This is a genomic window from Nitrosomonas marina (assembly GCF_900111605.1).
GTDB lineage: Bacteria > Pseudomonadota > Gammaproteobacteria > Burkholderiales > Nitrosomonadaceae > Nitrosomonas > Nitrosomonas marina_A.
Genome location: NZ_FOIA01000004.1, coordinates 97,179 through 114,595 on the forward strand (window position 1 = coordinate 97,179; position 17,417 = coordinate 114,595).

Annotated in this window: 15 protein-coding genes; 11 read left to right on the plus strand and 4 right to left on the minus strand. The window is 47.4% G+C overall.

What is annotated here, in order from left to right; all coding sequences use genetic code 11:
• Positions 1 to 14: 14 nt before the first annotated feature.
• The gene (gene ftsA, locus BMY62_RS03010) at positions 15 to 1,253 is read left to right on the plus strand and encodes a cell division protein FtsA (protein ID WP_090656405.1); all 1,239 of its coding nucleotides are present in this window, start codon (positions 15 to 17) and stop codon (positions 1,251 to 1,253) included.
• Positions 1,254 to 1,320: 67 nt separating this feature from the next.
• Entirely contained in the window at positions 1,321 to 2,469 is a 1,149-nt protein-coding gene (gene ftsZ / locus BMY62_RS03015; RefSeq protein WP_090656409.1) for a cell division protein FtsZ, read from the plus strand.
• Between the two features lie 197 nt (positions 2,470 to 2,666).
• Here ftsZ and BMY62_RS03020 read toward each other — a convergent pair whose 3' ends face one another.
• Positions 2,667 to 3,137 carry a potassium channel family protein gene (locus BMY62_RS03020; protein ID WP_090656412.1) on the minus strand — a complete coding sequence of 157 codons (471 nt, stop codon included), beginning with the start codon at positions 3,135 to 3,137 and terminating at the stop codon, positions 2,667 to 2,669.
• Between the two features lie 270 nt (positions 3,138 to 3,407).
• Between BMY62_RS03020 and BMY62_RS03025 the strand changes: the two genes are divergently transcribed.
• From BMY62_RS03025 to BMY62_RS03060, 8 genes are all read left to right on the plus strand, one after another.
• Positions 3,408 to 4,802, plus strand: a complete 1,395-nt coding sequence (locus BMY62_RS03025; protein WP_090656415.1) for a (Fe-S)-binding protein — start codon at positions 3,408 to 3,410, stop codon at positions 4,800 to 4,802.
• 54 nt (positions 4,803 to 4,856) lie between these two features.
• The gene (gene coq7, locus BMY62_RS03030) at positions 4,857 to 5,483 is read left to right on the plus strand and encodes a 2-polyprenyl-3-methyl-6-methoxy-1,4-benzoquinone monooxygenase (RefSeq protein ID WP_090656418.1); all 627 of its coding nucleotides are present in this window, start codon (positions 4,857 to 4,859) and stop codon (positions 5,481 to 5,483) included.
• 78 nt (positions 5,484 to 5,561) lie between these two features.
• Positions 5,562 to 6,122 carry a YqgE/AlgH family protein gene (locus tag BMY62_RS03035; RefSeq protein ID WP_090656589.1) on the plus strand — a complete coding sequence of 187 codons (561 nt, stop codon included), beginning with the start codon at positions 5,562 to 5,564 and terminating at the stop codon, positions 6,120 to 6,122.
• Positions 6,123 to 6,156: 34 nt separating this feature from the next.
• On the plus strand, positions 6,157 to 6,660 hold the full coding sequence (ruvX, locus tag BMY62_RS03040; protein ID WP_090656422.1) for a Holliday junction resolvase RuvX: 504 nt from the start codon (positions 6,157 to 6,159) through the stop codon (positions 6,658 to 6,660).
• Complete coding sequence (pyrR, locus tag BMY62_RS03045) at positions 6,647 to 7,186, plus strand: bifunctional pyr operon transcriptional regulator/uracil phosphoribosyltransferase PyrR (RefSeq protein WP_256207408.1); 540 nt, start codon at positions 6,647 to 6,649, stop codon at positions 7,184 to 7,186. Before ruvX ends, pyrR begins: the two co-directional genes overlap by 14 nt.
• Positions 7,183 to 8,142, plus strand: a complete 960-nt coding sequence (locus BMY62_RS03050) for an aspartate carbamoyltransferase catalytic subunit (protein ID WP_090656428.1) — start codon at positions 7,183 to 7,185, stop codon at positions 8,140 to 8,142. Before pyrR ends, BMY62_RS03050 begins: the two co-directional genes overlap by 4 nt.
• A gap of 33 nt (positions 8,143 to 8,175) precedes the next feature.
• On the plus strand, positions 8,176 to 9,456 hold the full coding sequence (locus BMY62_RS03055; RefSeq protein WP_090656432.1) for a dihydroorotase: 1,281 nt from the start codon (positions 8,176 to 8,178) through the stop codon (positions 9,454 to 9,456).
• Between the two features lie 33 nt (positions 9,457 to 9,489).
• Positions 9,490 to 11,616, plus strand: coding sequence for a M3 family metallopeptidase (locus tag BMY62_RS03060; protein WP_090656435.1), 2,127 nt, complete (start codon positions 9,490 to 9,492; stop codon positions 11,614 to 11,616).
• 57 nt (positions 11,617 to 11,673) lie between these two features.
• Here the strand turns inward: BMY62_RS03060 and crcB are convergent, their stop codons facing one another.
• Positions 11,674 to 12,054 carry a fluoride efflux transporter CrcB gene (gene crcB / locus BMY62_RS03065; RefSeq protein ID WP_090656438.1) on the minus strand — a complete coding sequence of 127 codons (381 nt, stop codon included), beginning with the start codon at positions 12,052 to 12,054 and terminating at the stop codon, positions 11,674 to 11,676.
• A 631-nt stretch (positions 12,055 to 12,685) separates the two neighbouring features.
• Positions 12,686 to 13,171, minus strand: a complete 486-nt coding sequence (locus BMY62_RS03075; protein WP_090656441.1) for a CDP-archaeol synthase — start codon at positions 13,169 to 13,171, stop codon at positions 12,686 to 12,688.
• A 406-nt stretch (positions 13,172 to 13,577) separates the two neighbouring features.
• Here BMY62_RS03075 and BMY62_RS03080 point away from each other — a divergent pair, with 406 nt between their 5' ends.
• Complete coding sequence (locus BMY62_RS03080; protein ID WP_090656444.1) at positions 13,578 to 14,339, plus strand: DUF4114 domain-containing protein; 762 nt, start codon at positions 13,578 to 13,580, stop codon at positions 14,337 to 14,339.
• A 170-nt stretch (positions 14,340 to 14,509) separates the two neighbouring features.
• Here BMY62_RS03080 and BMY62_RS03085 read toward each other — a convergent pair whose 3' ends face one another.
• The gene (locus BMY62_RS03085; protein WP_090656447.1) at positions 14,510 to 17,365 is read right to left on the minus strand and encodes an aconitate hydratase; all 2,856 of its coding nucleotides are present in this window, start codon (positions 17,363 to 17,365) and stop codon (positions 14,510 to 14,512) included.
• Between the last annotated feature and the right edge of the window lie 52 nt (positions 17,366 to 17,417).

The following is a 17,417-nucleotide window of genomic DNA, read 5'->3' on the forward strand; positions in this document are numbered from 1 at the left end:
GGAGATGTGACTAGATGGGTAGAGCTAGGGAAAGTAGAAATCTGATTGCCGGGCTAGATATTGGCACCTCTAAAATTGTAGCGATTGTTGCGGAAATACTGCCGGAAGGAGGGGTTGAAATTATTGGTTTGGGCAGTCATCCATCCCGTGGTTTGAAGAAAGGTGTGGTCGCAAATATTGAAACAACTGTCAATGCCATTCAGCGTGCGCTGGAAGAGGTTGAATTGATGGCGGATTGCAAAATCAATGAAGTCTTTACCGGAATTGCTGGCAGCCATATTAAAGGGATCAATTCTGATGGTATGGTGCCAATCAAGGATAAGGAAGTCACTGAAGCGGACGTCGAGCGCGTGATGGAAGCCGCCAAAGCTGTGAATATACCAGCCGACCAGCAAATTCTGCACATCCTGAATCAGGAATTCATTATTGATGGTCAGGAAGATGTACGTGAGCCCGTGGGTATGAGTGGTATTCGTCTTGAGGTAAAAGTGCACATTGTTACAGGGGCCGTGTCGGCAGCCCAAAATATTGTTAAATGTGTACACCGTTGCGGACTTGAAGTGCGTGATTTGATTTTGCAACCACTGGCTTCGGCGATGGCAGTGCTTACTGAAGACGAGAAAGACCTGGGTGTCTGTTTGGTTGATATTGGTGGTGGCACGACTGATATAGCAGTATTTACTAACGGCGCTATTCGCCATACTGCCGTGATCCCAATAGCTGGTGATCAAATTACAAACGATATCGCGATGGCGCTACGTACACCGACCAAGAACGCTGAAGACTTGAAATGCCGTTACGGTTATGCACTGAGAAGTCTGGCAGATACGCGAGAAATGATTGAAGTGCCGGACGTTGGCAACAGAGGCTCGCGTCAGCTTTCCGTACAAACGTTGGCAGAAGTGATAGAACCGCGTGCTGAAGAACTCTACACCTTGGTGCAGGCAGAGTTGCGGCGCAGCGGCTTCGAGGAATTACTGTCATCCGGCATTGTGATCACAGGTGGAAGCGCTTCTTTGCGCGGCATGGTGGAGTTGGGCGAGGAGATCTTTCATATGCCTGTGCGTCTGGGGGTGCCTAATTATAAAGGGAACTTGCAGGATGTCGTGCATACGCCGAGGTATTCGACTGGTGTGGGGCTCATTATGACAGGTATTGAACACATCAGGTTACATCAGCATTTGCGGCTGCAGGGTGGTTCGGCAAAACAGATTTTTGCCAGGATGAAAAGCTGGTTTCAAAGAAACTTTTAGTTGAATAATTTTATATATTAATGTTTTTTCATTGGTTTTTGTCATACTGATCTAAAGGAGGGGTGCTATGTTTGAAATTATGAACAACGAAACACAGGAAGCAATAATCAAGGTAATTGGGGTAGGTGGCTGTGGATGTAATGCAGTCGATCATATGATCCAGAACGAAATGAAAGGCGTGGAATTCATTAGCATGAATACCGACGCGCAGGCATTGAAGAATACCAAAGCAGATATTATTCTTCAGCTAGGATCAGGGATAACCCGGGGCCTGGGCGCAGGTGCCAATCCTGATATCGGGCGCGAGGCAGCATTGGAGGATCGGGACCGCATCGCTGAGATGATTCAGGGTTCCGACATGTTGTTTGTGACTGCAGGAATGGGCGGTGGTACGGGTACTGGCGCCGCGCCGGTTGTAGCACAAGTGGCCAAGGAAATGGGTATTCTTACAGTTGCCGTGGTCAGCAAACCGTTTGCATTTGAAGGCAAACGCTTGAAAGCGGCGCAATTGGGTATGGAAGAATTGTCACAGCATGTCGATTCATTGATCGTGATACCGAATGACAAGCTGATGGCGGTTCTTGGTAACGATATCAGCATGCTTGATGCATTCAAAGCCGCTAATGATGTTTTGTATGGCGCTGTTGCAGGCATCGCAGAAGTAATTAACTGCCCTGGCCTGGTAAATGTTGATTTTGCGGATGTGAAAACGGTTATGTCTGAAATGGGTATGGCCATGATGGGCTCGGCTTTTTCAACGGGTGTAGACCGCGCGCGCATCGCGGCTGAACAGGCGGTAGCGAGTCCGTTGCTTGAAGACATTTCGCTCGCCGGGGCACGCGGTGTACTGGTCAACATTACCGCAAACTCTTCATTAAAAATGCGAGAAGTGCACGAGGTGATGGGTACTATTAAAGAACTGACAGCCGAAGACGCAACGATTATTATCGGTACTGTCATTGATGAAAACATGAATGAAGATTTGCGCGTTACCATGGTCGCGACTGGTTTGGGTAATGTTCATAATCAAAGCAAAAAGCCACTGTCAGTCGTGCATTCCCGCACCGGTACCGATGACCGGGAAGGGTTCATGGCTTCGGATGATCCCGCTGTGATACGGACTGGAAGAAGAAATGATGCGACTGTAGCCGCCATGCGTCAATCCGGTGTTGATCCGATGGATATACCGGCCTTTTTGAGAAGGCAGGCAGATTAAACAACCTGTATCGCCGGTTGAGAAAGACAAGCAATGTGCTTTCTAGCATGATGGTGTTGCTATCCTGGAAGAATAGCCAGTCGTGCTGGAAAGCTTGCTTTTATCTAGAAATGAACTGGTTCGTATAAAATGAAATTGTCGAGAAAGGGCCGGTTCAATCTTCTCGTTTGATATTTCGCGATATATTATTGTCAGCTTCAATTATCGGATCGGGCCTTGGTGTCATCAATCGGGTGCGGCCAGAAATGTTTCATGGCAAGAAAAGTAAATGAAGCAGACCAGGTGATCATAGCAAGTCCAACCAATCCTTCTGCGGCACTCAACATACGCACGGCACCGACCGGCAATAAATCACCAAAGCCTACTGTGGTATAGACGACTGATGAATAATAGATGTAGTCCAGCAAGTTGCCACTGTCCAGATTAGTTATATGCCCTAAATCCAGAAGCACTTGCATGATCATATAGCCAACGGCAAACAGGATGATTTCAATGACATGTGCTGCGAGCAGACCCAGCATGACAATGAGCATGCCAACCCGTTTATGAACATGAGCGCCAACTGCATGGCCTAAAAGCCGCAGGGCTTCGTAATGCAGCACGACACAACAGATGACGATGGCACTTGAAATGAATAAAGCACTTAAATGATCGGTATATTCATACATAACGATATCGATGATAAAAACTTATGGTTATAGCAGATGTCCTGATATAAAGTGACTGCAAAACTGTTGATAAAATTGCGGATGTAAATGTGCGAATCAGGCAATGAAATCCTGTAATCGTTGTGATTGTCAAATGGAGACGATTCGTTGTCAATTATCTATGACATAAATCCTTTAGTAGCATGTTTTGTCTACTGCACGCAGCCTGATCAGCTGGCCGCATCTTTAGCAAGGATGTTGCATTGTTTTATAGTTTCGTAATTATTATTTATGACCGAATGTAATACAGATGATTGTTTGCATGACGAAGCTGACCTTTCATCCTCAGAACACATAACCAATAATCTGGTTGAACAGACCAGTCGTTGCGTCTCATGCGGTTTGTGTTTGCCGCATTGTCCGACTTATCGTTTACTGGAATCCGAAGCCGATTCTCCACGCGGGCGTATTGCGATTATCAATGGCGCTGTTAAGGGCCGTATTCCGATGAATGAAAAATTCAAATTGCATCTTGACCGATGTCTGGCTTGCCGGACGTGCGAGGCTGTTTGTCCCAATCACGTGGCTTATGGTCAGATAATTGATGAAGCACGCAGGATGATCCGGAAATCAGAGACGAATCATGGCGAGGAAAATTCTGCAGAGACCGGCCGGTTGCAGATGTTGCGTTTGTTGAGTACTCTGGCCATGCGACCGGAATGGTTTGACCGTTTGCGCTGGTTGCTTTATTTGTTTAAGAAAAGTGGCGTATTGTCTGTAATACGCTGGGTGTGGCAGCATGTTTTTCGAAACCGGTTCGGCATGCAGACTGTATTGACGCAACTGCCGCCGGTGGTTTTTCCTTTTACAGGGAACCAATCCTGGCTCAGTGTTTCATGCACATGGCGTGATTTTTATCCCGCAACCGGTGAATCAAGGGGCACAGTGGAATTGTTTCTGGGGTGTATCGCGCGTTTAACGGATGCTGCGACATTGAATGCCAGCATTTATATACTGAACCGACTTGGTTACAGTGTGCGCGTGCCGTCAACACAAACCTGTTGTGGTGCATTGCATCAGCATGCTGGTGATGCTGAAAAAGCGGCACAACTCAGGGATAAAAACATGCAGGCCCTTGGTGCATCAGATGCGATAGCAATCATCAGTGTGGTCTCTGGTTGCGGTGCGCAGCTTAGTGAATATACAGACACGCTAACAAACAGTAAGGGGAAGAAAGTTGATGGAAATGTTAAATTTCCGGAGATATGCGATATCAGTAAATTTCTGGCAGCTACTCAAGGATGGGATCAACTTGCGATTGCACCGTTGACAAAAAAGATAGCTGTTCACGACCCATGCAGCTTACGCCATGTACTGCGGGATCATGATTATCCATATCAAATCATACGAAAAATTCCGGGTGCACAGTTGGTTTTTTTGGCGGATAATGATCAGTGTTGCGGGGCTGCGGGTACGTATTTTATCAGACAACCTGAACTGGCCGGCAGATTGCTGGATGGTAAAATAAACGCGGTGAAGCAATGCGATGCTGAGATACTGGTCACTTCTAATGTGGGTTGTGCTATGCATATAGCAGCACGGTTGCGTGAAAGCGGTTCTGAAATTGAGGTAATGCATCCTGTTACATTGTTGGCGCGTCAAATCCAACATCCAACAACTGGATAATCAATAATCAAGACCGTTTTTTTATTTTACAGAACACAAAGCAGAAAGAAGGCGATTATGAATATCGATAAATTAATCATAGGGTTTGATAGCGCGTTGCGGACACTGTTCACTCCAGCGCACACAGCCAGGTCAGTACCCGGAAGCGATTTGCCGGAGCCTGATTTGACCGTTCCCGAGAAGGATTTGTCAGCTGCTTTGATGCGCATTAATCATGTCGGTGAAGTCTGTGCTCAGGCACTATATCAGGGACAAAGCCTTACTGCACGCAATGAAGCAGTGCAGCAGACGTTGATGAAAGCAGCGCGCGAAGAAACTGAACATCTGGCTTGGACAGAACGGCGAATCGAAGAACTTGGAGGACGAAAAAGCTTTCTGAATCCTTTATGGTATGGTGGTTCGTTTACGATTGGAATGCTGGCTGGTGTCATGGGTGACAAATGGAATCTGGGATTTCTGGCCGAGACTGAAAAACAAGTGGGCGAGCATTTATCAGGACATCTGCATCGTTTGCCGCAGCACGATATCAAAAGTCGCGCCATTGTGGCTCAGATGCAGATTGATGAAGCCAGTCATGCAACAATGGCGTTATCGAATGGCGGTGCGGAGTTGCCTTTACCGGTTAAATTTGCAATGAAACTTAGTTCCAGCGTGATGACTCAAACAGCTTACTGGGTTTGAGAATTTCTTCAAGCTGCTGAAGTGGCTCGACTCATAAGGGTCATTAAAAGATCATTAAAAATGGAAAACGAGTTCGCCATGGAAAATATCAACTTAACGCATCATTTCCTGATAGCTATGCCAGCCATGGAGAATTCCTTTTTTTCCAAAACAGTAACTTATATATGTGAACATAATGAGCGTGGAGCGCTGGGACTGGTCATCAACCGGCCGATGGATTTGTCTCTGACCAATCTGTTCAAACAATTGAGTATTGAAATCAAAGATCCTTTCCAATATGAATCAATCGTACACTTCGGAGGTCCTGTGCAGATTGACTGTGGTTTTGTTTTGCACCAGCCGGTTGGAGAGTGGCAGTCTACATTGTCAATAAATGAAAAATTAGGACTCACAACGTCGCTGGATATTTTAAAAGCGATAGCAAGCGCTGAAGGACCGGACCAGATACTGGTTGCAATGGGCTATGCTGGCTGGGCTGCTGGTCAGCTTGAGCATGAAATGGCACAGAATGCATGGCTGTCGGTACCGGCTTCACTGAATGTCATTTTCGATTTGCCCTCGGAAGAAAGACTGCCAGCGGCGATGAAATTAATTGGCATTGACTACACCCGACTTTCCAATGATGTCGGTCATGCATGACAAACTGTTGCATGCTCTTTGAAAATTCGGAGAAATGACCGAAAAATCTGCAAATTCATCCAGCTTGATATTTAATACAGGTCAATTGCCTGTAGATTTATTAGCACAAGGAACGGTGCTCGCATTTGACTTCGGACAAAAGCGTATTGGTGTTGCTGTCGGAGATACTGCTCTAAGGTTGGCGCATCCGCTGACAACCATTGACAGCGAGAAAAACGAACAGCGTTTTGTTCTGATTGGCTCGTTAATTGAGAACTGGCAACCGGTATTATTGGTGGTCGGGCTGCCCAGTTACATGGATGGTTCCGCACATGAGATGACACGACTGAGCCAGCGTTTTGCGCGTCGTTTGGCAGGGCGCTTTAACATTCGAGTGCTTTTGGTGGATGAGCGCTTAACTTCCAAAACAGCGTCTGCCGCTTTGCAACAAGCAGGGGTATCAATCAGAAAACAGAGACAATACTTGGATCAGGTTGCTGCACAGCATATACTTCAGTCTTTTTTTGATGAAAACTATGTGCAACATACCACTGCCTGACGCGGAGAATCTGTTTGATCGACTGATTGATCAGATTCGTGCCGACAGCGACAACTATTCTGCCTTAATCGGGATACATACCGGTGGAGCCTGGCTGGCCGAACGCCTGCATCATGAGCTTTCAGCAGCGCAATCCCTGGAACCGCTGGGGCTGCTCAGCGTATCGTTCTATCGCGATGATTTTGATAGAATCGGCCTGCATGCGCAGGTCAAACCTTCTGAAATCCCGTTTAATGTCAATGGCGCGCATATTTTGCTGGTTGATGATGTTTTACAAACCGGACGTACTATACGTGCGGCCATCAATGAACTGTTCGATTACGGCAGACCGGCATCCATAAAACTGGCAACTCTCGTTGATCGTGGGGACCGGGAACTACCCATTTGCGCGCAGTATACCGGAACTGAACTTCACCTGCCTGAAGAAAAGATTTTAGTGTTTAACCGTGACTTCCAGGGACGATTTAGTCTCAGTCTGGAAAATAAGAAAGGTGTGGTAAACGGTGGGGAAAATTTGCCGGCATGATCAATCGAAATCCGCAATTGAATAAGCACCGCAAGCTCCAGCATCTGCTGACAACGGAAGGCCTTCCGGCAGAGATTCTTTTGCAGATACTGGATACAGCTGAGACATTTGTGGGAGTGACCGAGCGGGATGTCAAAAAAGTACCATTGCTACGCGGAAAATCAATTTTCAATCTTTTCTTCGAACCCAGTACACGTACACGGACAACTTTTGAAATCGCTGCCAAGCGATTGTCCGCCGATGTGTTTAATTTGAATATAGCGGTTTCAGCGCAGTCTAAGGGCGAGACCTTGCTTGATACGGTGAATAATCTGGCAGCCATGGACGCCGATATGTTTGTTGTACGGCATTCACAAAGCGGGGCTGCGCATCTGATAGCAAAACATGCGCGGCCCGGTATTCATGTTATTAACGCCGGCGATGGCCGTCATGCACATCCGACACAGGCGTTGCTTGATATGTTTACAATTCGTCGCTTTAAGCACGAGTTTCACAATCTGCGTGTTGCCATTGTAGGCGATATTCTGCATTCAAGAGTAGCGCGTTCCCAAATTCATGCATTGACCACTCTTGGCGTTCCAGAAGTGCGCGTGATTGCCCCGAAAACCCTGTTGCCCAGTAGGGTGGAACGTCTTGGTGTACATGTGTTTCATGATATGAGAAGCGGACTTAAAGATGTCGATGTTTTGATGATGCTGCGATTGCAAAAGGAACGAATGCAGGGCGCATATTTGCCGAGTTCTGAAGAATATTTCAAGAACTACGGGCTAACGCCGGAGAAATTGTCAATGGCCAGACCCGATGCGATCGTCATGCATCCAGGACCGATGAACCGTGGTGTGGAAATTGATTCATCAGTTGCTGATGGCGGCCAGTCAGTCATTTTACCGCAAGTAACGTTCGGCATTGCGATTCGTATGGCGGTGATGTCAATTCTGGCAGGCCAGCAAGTTTAGCAATCTAAAACTATATAGAAAAACAGTGTTCAGATGAAAATTCACATCAGAAATGGCCGTTTGATTGATCCTGGTACAGGTATGGACGCGATTCTGGATGTCTTTGTTGCTTCGGGTAAAATTCTTGCTGTTGGGGAGCCGCCTGCAGCATTTCAGCCGGATAATATTATCGAGGCCGATGGCTTGGTAGTGTGTCCGGGTCTGGTTGATATGTCGGTGCGTCTGCGCGAACCGGGTCTGGAATATATGGCGACTCTGGAATCGGAAATGAATGCCGCCGTGGCTGGTGGTGTAACCAGTTTTGCCTGTCCACCGGATACCGATCCACCGTTGGATGAGCCCGGTTTGGTGGAAATGCTCAAGCACCGTGCCAAAAACCTGAATCAGGCCCATGTTTATCCTGTAGGTGCGTTAACACAGGGACTACTGGGCGAACATTTAACAGAAATGGCGGAATTACGCGATGCGGGGTGTGTTGTATTCGGGCAACCCGATGGCATGATAGCCAACCTGAGGATATTAATGCAGGCAATGCAGTATGCATCGACATTTGGTTTCAGTGTGTGGCTGAGCCCACAGGATATGAATCTGGCTCACGAAGGCGTTGCGCACGATGGCGAAGTTGCTACCCGCCTGGGCTTGCCGGTTATACCGGTATGCGCGGAAACAATTGCAATTTCGAATATCATTCTGCTGGCAAAAGTGGTGGACGTGCATATTCATCTCTGCAGAATTTCAAGTGCCGAAGGTCTGGCAATGGTGCGCGCTGCCAAACAACAAGGTTTGTCGATCACCTGTGATGTATCGATCAATCATCTTCATTTATCGGATATGGATATCGATTATTTCGATGCTAATTGTCACATTATTCCACCTTTGCGAAACATCAGTGACCGTAATGCATTGCGCAATGCATTGTGGGATGGAACAATAGACGCAATCTGCTCAGATCATGCACCGGTTGACGAAGACGCTAAGATGCTGCCGTTTGGTCAGGCGGAAACTGGCGCGACAGGTGTGGAATTATTGCTGCCGCTTACTTTAAAATATGGCATGGAAATGAAGCGTCCGCTTGTTGAAGTACTGGCTGCGATTACGAACAAGCCTGCTGCAGTATTGGGTATAGATGCAGGACATTTAACACCGGGCGCGTCAGCGGATCTATGCATTTTCGATTCGGAGACTTATTGGAAAGTGACAGCAGACGCATTATTGAGCCAGGGAAAGAATACACCGTTTTTGGGCATGGAAGTGCCAGGAAAAGTCAGGTATACATTAATCAATGGTAACATTGTCTACCAATCAAAGCTTTAACCCTAAATCGTTAACGAAATTTAACTCCAGCATATGAATATGTCATCTAATCCATTACTCGATTTTTCGGGATTGCCCCGTTTTGATGAAATCAATACAGCACATGTAACGCCTGCAATTGAAACCTTGCTGACTGAAAACAGATCAACTATGGACAGCATTCGCAACGACCCCAACGCACCCACTTGGCAAACATTTGTGCAACCCATGGTGGATGCCAGTGAACGTCTATCGCGTGCCTGGGGACAGGTTTCACATTTGAATGCGGTCATGAATACGCCCGAGTTGCGTGAAGTCTACAATAAGAATCTGCCGCTGATCACCCAGTTTTACGCGGAGCTTTCTCAGGATCAGCGTTTGTTCGATAAATTCAAGCAATTGCGGGCAGGTGCCGAGTTCGACATGCTCAGTCCGGCGCGCAAAAAAATTATTGAAAATGAGCTCAGGGATTTTCGTCTGGGAGGAGCGGAACTGCCGCCGGAGAAGAAACAGCGTTTTCTCAAGATTCAGGAGACTCTGTCGGAGTTATCGTCAAAATTCAACGATAATCTACTTGATGCTACCAATGCTTTTTCATTAGTGATAGAAAATCAGGAAGAAATTTCCGGTATACCGGAAGACGTATTGCATACCGCGAAGCAACTGGCCGAGAAGGATTCAAAAAAAGGCTGGAAATTTACCTTGCATATGCCATCGTATCTGCCCATACAGCAGTATGCGGATAATCGTGCCTTGCGTGAAAAAATGTATCATGCGTTTTATACCCGTGCCAGCGAGTTTAGCAAGCCGAACAGCGAGTCGTCAGACACAAGCTGGGACAATATGCCAATAATTAAAAAAATACTTGAATTGCGAGAAGAAGAGGCGAAGCTGTTAGGGTACAACAATTTTGCGGAAGTATCGCTGGCCCCCAAAATGGCTACATCGCCAGAGCAGGTACTGGGTTTTCTCCGCGAACTGGCTGCCAAGGCCAAGCCTTATGCCGAGAAAGACCTGCAGGAACTGCAGCAGTTTGCAACAGAAACGCTGGGCTTGCCGAAGCTGGAGGCCTGGGATATTCCGTATGCCAGTGAGAAACTGCGTCAGGCGCGATACGCATTTTCAGATCAGGAAGTCAAACAGTATTTCCCTGAAGACAAGGTTTTGCCGGGCATGTTCAAGCTTGTTGAAGCGTTGTACCGTATCTCGATTGTACCTGCTGATTCCATAGAACTCGAACAAACGGTGCAATACTGGCATCCCGATGTCAAATTGTTCGACATTTTCGATGCCAGTGGTGACCTGATAGGACGGTTTTATATTGATTTGTATGCGCGTGATACCAAGCGCGGCGGGGCCTGGATGGATGGTGCGATTGCACGTCGACGTATTGATTGCGAGCGCGGCGGTCATGTGGTGCAGATACCCGTCGCCTATCTGACCTGCAATTTTTCAGGGCCAGTTTCGATCAATGGTCAGCAAAGACCGGCGCTGTTTACGCATAATGAGGTGATTGTGCTGTTTCACGAGTTTGGTCACGGCCTGCATCACTTGCTAACCCAAGTGGACGATCTGAGTGTTTCCGGTATTAACGGTGTTGAGTGGGATGCAGTGGAGCTGCCCAGCCAGTTTATGGAAAATTTTTGCTGGGAATGGGATGTACTAAAGGAGATGACGCGGCATGTCGAAACCGGGGAACCGTTGCCGCGGACGCTGTTTGATAAAATGCTGGCAGCCAAGAATTTCCAGAGCGGTATGCAAATGGTGCGCCAGATAGAGTTTGCCCTGTTTGATATGCATTTACATTATGATTTCGACCCTCACGGTGATAAATCCGTATTGCAGTTGCTGGACGAGGTGCGTCAGGAAGTGGCCGTTATTACGCCGCCTGCATATAATCGATTTCCTAACAGCTTTGCGCATATCTTTGGTGGTGGTTATGCGGCAGGCTATTACAGCTATAAATGGGCAGAGGTGCTGTCGGCGGATGCTTACGGTCTGTTTGAGGAAAATGCATCGAACAATTCAATCGGAGTGATGGACGCGAAAACCGGCTCCCGCTTTAGAGATGAGATTCTGGCCATGGGTGGCAGCCGGCCAGCACTCGAATCATTCGTGGCTTTTCGCGGCCGTGAACCGCAGATGGATGCGCTGTTGCGTCATAACGGAATGACGGTATGATTCCGATATGTATGGACACGCTTGGACATAGGACTGCATTAGATGCAGTTCCTATATTCAGGTTAGTTGCCGTACCAGCGCCATGCCGGCAAATAATGCACCGATTGACAATACAACGGAAGATGAGCCATACATAAACGCTGTTACCAGGTTTCCACGTTCATACAGTGTCGCGATATCGAGCGAGAATGTGGAGAATGTCGTAAATCCGCCAAGAAACCCTGTTACGAAGAACAGACGCAGCACCTCCGGTGGCTGCCAAAAATGTGCAAACAAGGCAATCAATAGCCCCATTATAAATGAACCGGAAATGTTTACAGTTAATGTTCCCCATGGAAAATGATGGCCGAATAAATGTGCTGCAGTCAGGCTGACACCGTAACGTGAAATGGCCCCCAGGGCACCACCCGCACCGATGGCTGCGATTGTTACAAGCATTTTGAATTCAGGAACCGGCTGAGTTTGATAATGAAAAATTACAGTTGTATAAAAAAGCTGCGTTTGTCTGTCAAATTATACCGATAACGCCAGTTGTTGAGTAGATTGCGATACTGATCAAAGCAATTATGACTGTCGTGAAATTTGACAACTGTTAATTGGCACGAGAATGATTATACGAAGTAGCAGGGTCATTTCTGCTCTATTTGGATTTTTGCTTCCGTGTCGGCAATATGCCTGAGTCCCCAGTGACTGGCAGCTTTAAGCACAGGGAGCAGTGAATGGCCTTTTCCGGTCAGTTAGGATATTTGTGGGTATTTTCTCAGGGGAGGCTTGAAATTCGCTGTACGTTTGTTTGCCAGCAAGTGCAACCCGGATTATTAGCAGCGTTTACTTATTGCCGATGATTTCAAGCGTATTGGTTATCGGGCATGGCGAATCGCATGGTGGGCATTATTATGGGCATATCATGGTTCTTTTTCATAATTCGAACATAAACCCATGGAATTTGAAGTGTAGCTATAAAGTAACGGTGATCTGATTGTATGGCGGCATGAATGCGATACTGAAATTTGATTGTGAAAAAGCCTGCTTTGGTTGCGAGTCTCTTTGAAGTCCCGGATCATACAGATCAATAGGGTTTTTTACGAACTCCCAACCTGTAAAGCATAAACGACAGTACATATTCTAGTACAAAAAAAACAGCAACCAGATAAACAATATCCAGAGCAGTTAATCGAAACGTCTGTATGACGAGTATTGCAGGAACCAGAGATTCGGGGACCTGGTCCAGCAGCGGTGCCATTGAGCTTGGTGGCAATCTGAGTCGCCGTTTGATGAAGCTCGAAAACAGATCGCCGCTCATGGCGCCTGCCGCGATCAGAAGCCCTGTTTTGATTTCATAACCCATCCACCATCCGAGAAGGCTGGTGATTACCAGTGAGCTGATCAAGCCGCGCCAGGTTTTGGTGTTTCCGAACAACCGATTATTGCCGGTCAGGCAGTAACCGCAATCAACCGGTCGTTTCCATCTGTTCTGGACCAGATAGCGTACCATAATCGGCGCGCCGTTGGCCGCGATAATCAGGATGAGCAGTTGTACAAAAGGGCTATCCATTTTATTTCTGAATTCGTGAATCAAAAATTTGCAGTCGTGTCCTTCGGCAAGCCGCCGATGTCCTGAACAGCGGTTGCATGCGGTGGTATGATACGATAATTCAGCAGGTCGTTTGTTGACGAGATTCGGTGCTTTGAGGAAACCCCCTGTTAGCTATGTCGGAATTTTTTACACATCGATGCCCTGATTGAAATCTTTGCGAGCAATTGTATAAATTAATATCTATTAATCAATAAGTTGATAATGTTGGCACGCAAATTGCTTATAATAACAGTGAGTAGTAAAAAAAGCCTTGAGTATTTCGCTTTTTGATTTGTTGCTTTGAGTCAATTAGATTAGAGGTTGGGGTAAATTTAGTTATATATGTAAATTAGCGAAACGCTAAATTTGTGAAGGAGTGATTAAAATGAAAAAAGAATCTAATGTAGTTTTAAAAACGGCAGTAGCGGCAGTTTTCGGATTGTCAATGGCCGGTTCAGCGCAGGCAGTACCATTTGGTGATGGCGGTGCAGCATTACAGGGTGTTTTGGACGGAATTACTGTAGCACCTACACCTGGTAGCAGCAGCGTTAACGTGACAACGGATGAAATCGGAGACGGAATCGACAGCTGGTGGTCAATCACCGGTGCCGGTGGTTCGGTTGCATCAATCATTGTTGAACTGGCAGCTTTTGCAAACGGCAATGAACTGGGTGTTTATGATCCAACAAATCCGGGTAGTCAAGTCACGGTTTTCTCTGGTGCTGCAACTGCTGGTAGCCAGGCTTTTCTGAGCATCAAAGTAGACGGGTCTGTGTTTGTCAACAATGTTGACTCTGGAGTTGATTTTAACGGTAATTTCTTTGGTTATTTTCTGAATGTAACCAACACCGGCAATAAATTCTATTCCGACACCAACCTGAATTTCGATGGCCTGGATCACATGGCTGCTTATCAAGGTACTAACACTGATACAATTCAGGTGCCAACCTTGGCAGCAGGCCTGTGGACAAACAACGAGTTCGTTATGGGATGGGAAGATCTGGCTGCGCCTGTTTCAGACAGAGACTATACCGACATGGTATTGATCGTTGAATCTGTGATACCTGTACCAGAGCCTTCTATCCTGGCGTTGCTTGGACTGGGTATGTTGGGTTTTGTAGGCAGCCGCCGTTTGAACAAGGCATGATTTAGAACCTGTTTTTTCAGGTTTTAATCGAGAGTTAAGTGTAAATAATAATATGCATAGAGCTTAACTTATCAATTGAAAGCCTCATGGATTTTTTCTCCATGAGGCTTTTTTTGAACATTTCAGATCTTTCTGACTGTTGTTGCGGAGGCTGCAGGACAGAATCTCAGTTATCCATTTAACAGTTCTCTCAGCACATAAGGCAATATGCCGCCATGCTGATAGTATTCTTTCTCAATCGCCGTGTCGATACGGCATAACAGCTTGACTTCTTTCTGTGAGCCGTCGTCCCTGTGAATGATCAGTGTCACGTCCTGTTGCGGTTCCAGATCGCCAAGTCCGAGTATGTCGAATTTCTCGTTGCCAGTGATATCCAGCGATTTTACCGAGTCACTGTTTTTGAATTGCAGCGGCAGCACGCCCATACCGATCAGGTTGCTGCGGTGGATGCGTTCATAACTGGATGCAATTACCGCTTTGACGCCGAGTAGCTGCGTTCCTTTCGCCGCCCAGTCCCGGCTGGAACCGGTGCCGTACTCCTTGCCGCCAAAAACAACGGTTGAAACACCCTGTGACCGATATTTCATTGCGGCATCATAAATACTCATTTCTTCCGCTTCCTGATTTTCAGACCGATAAAGCGTCACACCACCTTCGCTGCCCGGTACCATGAGATTGCGAATACGCACATTGGCAAAGGTGCCGCGCATCATGACTTCATGGTTGCCTCGCCGGGAGCCGTAACTGTTGAAATCATTCTGCGCTACATCATTGTCCAGCAGATACCTGCCGGCGGGTGAGGCCGCCTTGATCGCGCCGGCTGGGCTGATATGGTCGGTCGTGACGGAATCACCGAAAATACCCAGTGCATACGCATCTTTGATTTCGTGAACAATGTCATTCTCGTCGAGCTGTAGTGAAAAATTTTCAAAGAAAGGCGGTTCGGCGATATAGGTGGACGCAGGCCAGTTATATGTTTCACCGGCGGTCGAGGAAATATCGTTCCAAAGCGGATGATCCTTGGTCAGATCGCTGTAGAGCTTACGGAAAGTGTCGGCATTTGTGGCAAACTTCATCAGTACCTGTATTTCTTCACTGCTTGGCCAGATGTCTTTAAGCCATACCGGATTGTTTTCAGAGTCTGTTCCCAGCGGCTCGCTGGTAAGATCCTTCAGTACTGTGCCGGCAATCGCGTAGGCAACCACCAGCGGCGGTGAAGCCAGAAAATTCGCGCGGATGTTCGGGTGGATCCGGGCCTCGAAATTGCGATTGCCCGAGAGTACGGCGGCACAGACCAGATCGTTCTTGACGACCGCTTCCTCAATCGGTTCGGCCAGTGGTCCGGCGTTGCCGATACAGGTAGTACAACCATAACCCGCCAGGGTAAAGCCCAGTTTTTCAAGTGCATCCAGTAAACCAGTATGTGTAAGGTAGTCCGACACAACCCTGGAGCCCGGCGCCAGGGATGTTTTAATATGGCGCTTGACGGACAGTCCCTTTTCCACGGCCTTTTTTGCCAGCAATCCTGCTGCAATCAGAACGCTGGGGTTGGATGTGTTGGTGCAGGAAGTAATGGCTGCGATCAGAATATCGCCGTGGCCGAGCTCAATAGTGCCGTTGTTCAGCGGCGGGTCCGGTGTTTCAGTGCTGGGTGTAGGATGATTGCTGACCATTTCGGTTACATTGCGGTCGCTGTTATCGGACAGGCAACTCTCATCAGGAACATTCGTTTCAAGACGTGTGCAAAGTTCTGCTTCTTCTGCGTTCAGTTGACGTGTTTGATAGCGTTTTTCCAATTCATCGTGCTGTTTTCCGTATCCATTTTCTGCAACCGGTTTGCTGAAAAGCTCGGTGAAACGATCTTTCATTTCTGCCATATCGATACGGTCCTGCGGCCTTTTGGGGCCGGCAAGGGATGGCGAAACCGTGCTCAGGTCGAGCGTCAATACCTCACTGTAATCTATCTCACCCTGGCGGGGTACGCCATACATTTCCTGTGCTTTAAAATACTGTTGGAAAGCTGCAATATCGTCATCGCTGCGTCCCGTTCCTTTGAAATACTCAATGGTAGCATCGTCTACGGGGAAGAATCCCATTGTCGCGCCATATTCCGGCGCCATGTTGGCAATAGTGGCGCGGTCCGGGACAGTCAAGGACGCGGTACCTTCACCGAAAAATTCTACAAACTTGCCGACCACGTTAGCGTTGCGCAGCATTTCCGTAACCGTGAGCACCAGATCGGTGGCGGTTACACCTTCACGTAATTTGCCGGTCAGATTGACGCCGATCACATCTGGCGTCAGGAAGTACACTGGTTGTCCAAGCATGCCTGCCTCGGCCTCTATGCCGCCAACCCCCCAGCCTACGACGCCGATGCCGTTAATCATGGTGGTATGTGAGTCGGTTCCTACCAGCGTATCCGGATAAATGGTACCGCTGTTCTGGTGAACACCATGTGCAAGATGCTCCAGGTTTACCTGGTGAACAATGCCGATTCCCGGTGGTACGACCTTGAAGGTGTCAAATGCCTGCATGCCCCATTTGATAAACTGATAGCGCTCGTGATTGCGCTCAAATTCAATTTCCATATTGAGTTTGAGTGCATCCTTGGTGCCATAGTGATCAACCTGAATAGAGTGATCTACAACCAGATCAACCGGAACAAGTGGTTCGATGCGTTCAGGATTCTTTCCCAGTTTTTCAGCTGCGCTGCGCATGGCTGCCAGATCCACAAGCAATGGTACGCCGGTAAAGTCCTGCAAAACGATACGTGAGACAACAAATGGAATTTCATGTGTTCTTGCCGCATCAGGTTCCCATTTGGCCAGCTGCCTGACGTGTGTTTCAGTAATTTTTTTTCCGTCACAATTTCGCAGTACCGATTCCAGAATGATTCGTATGCATACCGGTAACCGTGAAATATTGCCGAGTCCGTGTTTTTCCAGTGCTGGAAGGGAATAGTACCGTGCCGTTTTCCCCTCAGAAATCGTCAGTTCCTGGATGCTGTTGAATAAATTTTGAGTCATGGTCCGTTCCTCGATAAAGCAAATTGTTTGTCGGTGAGGTAATGCCTAGTAC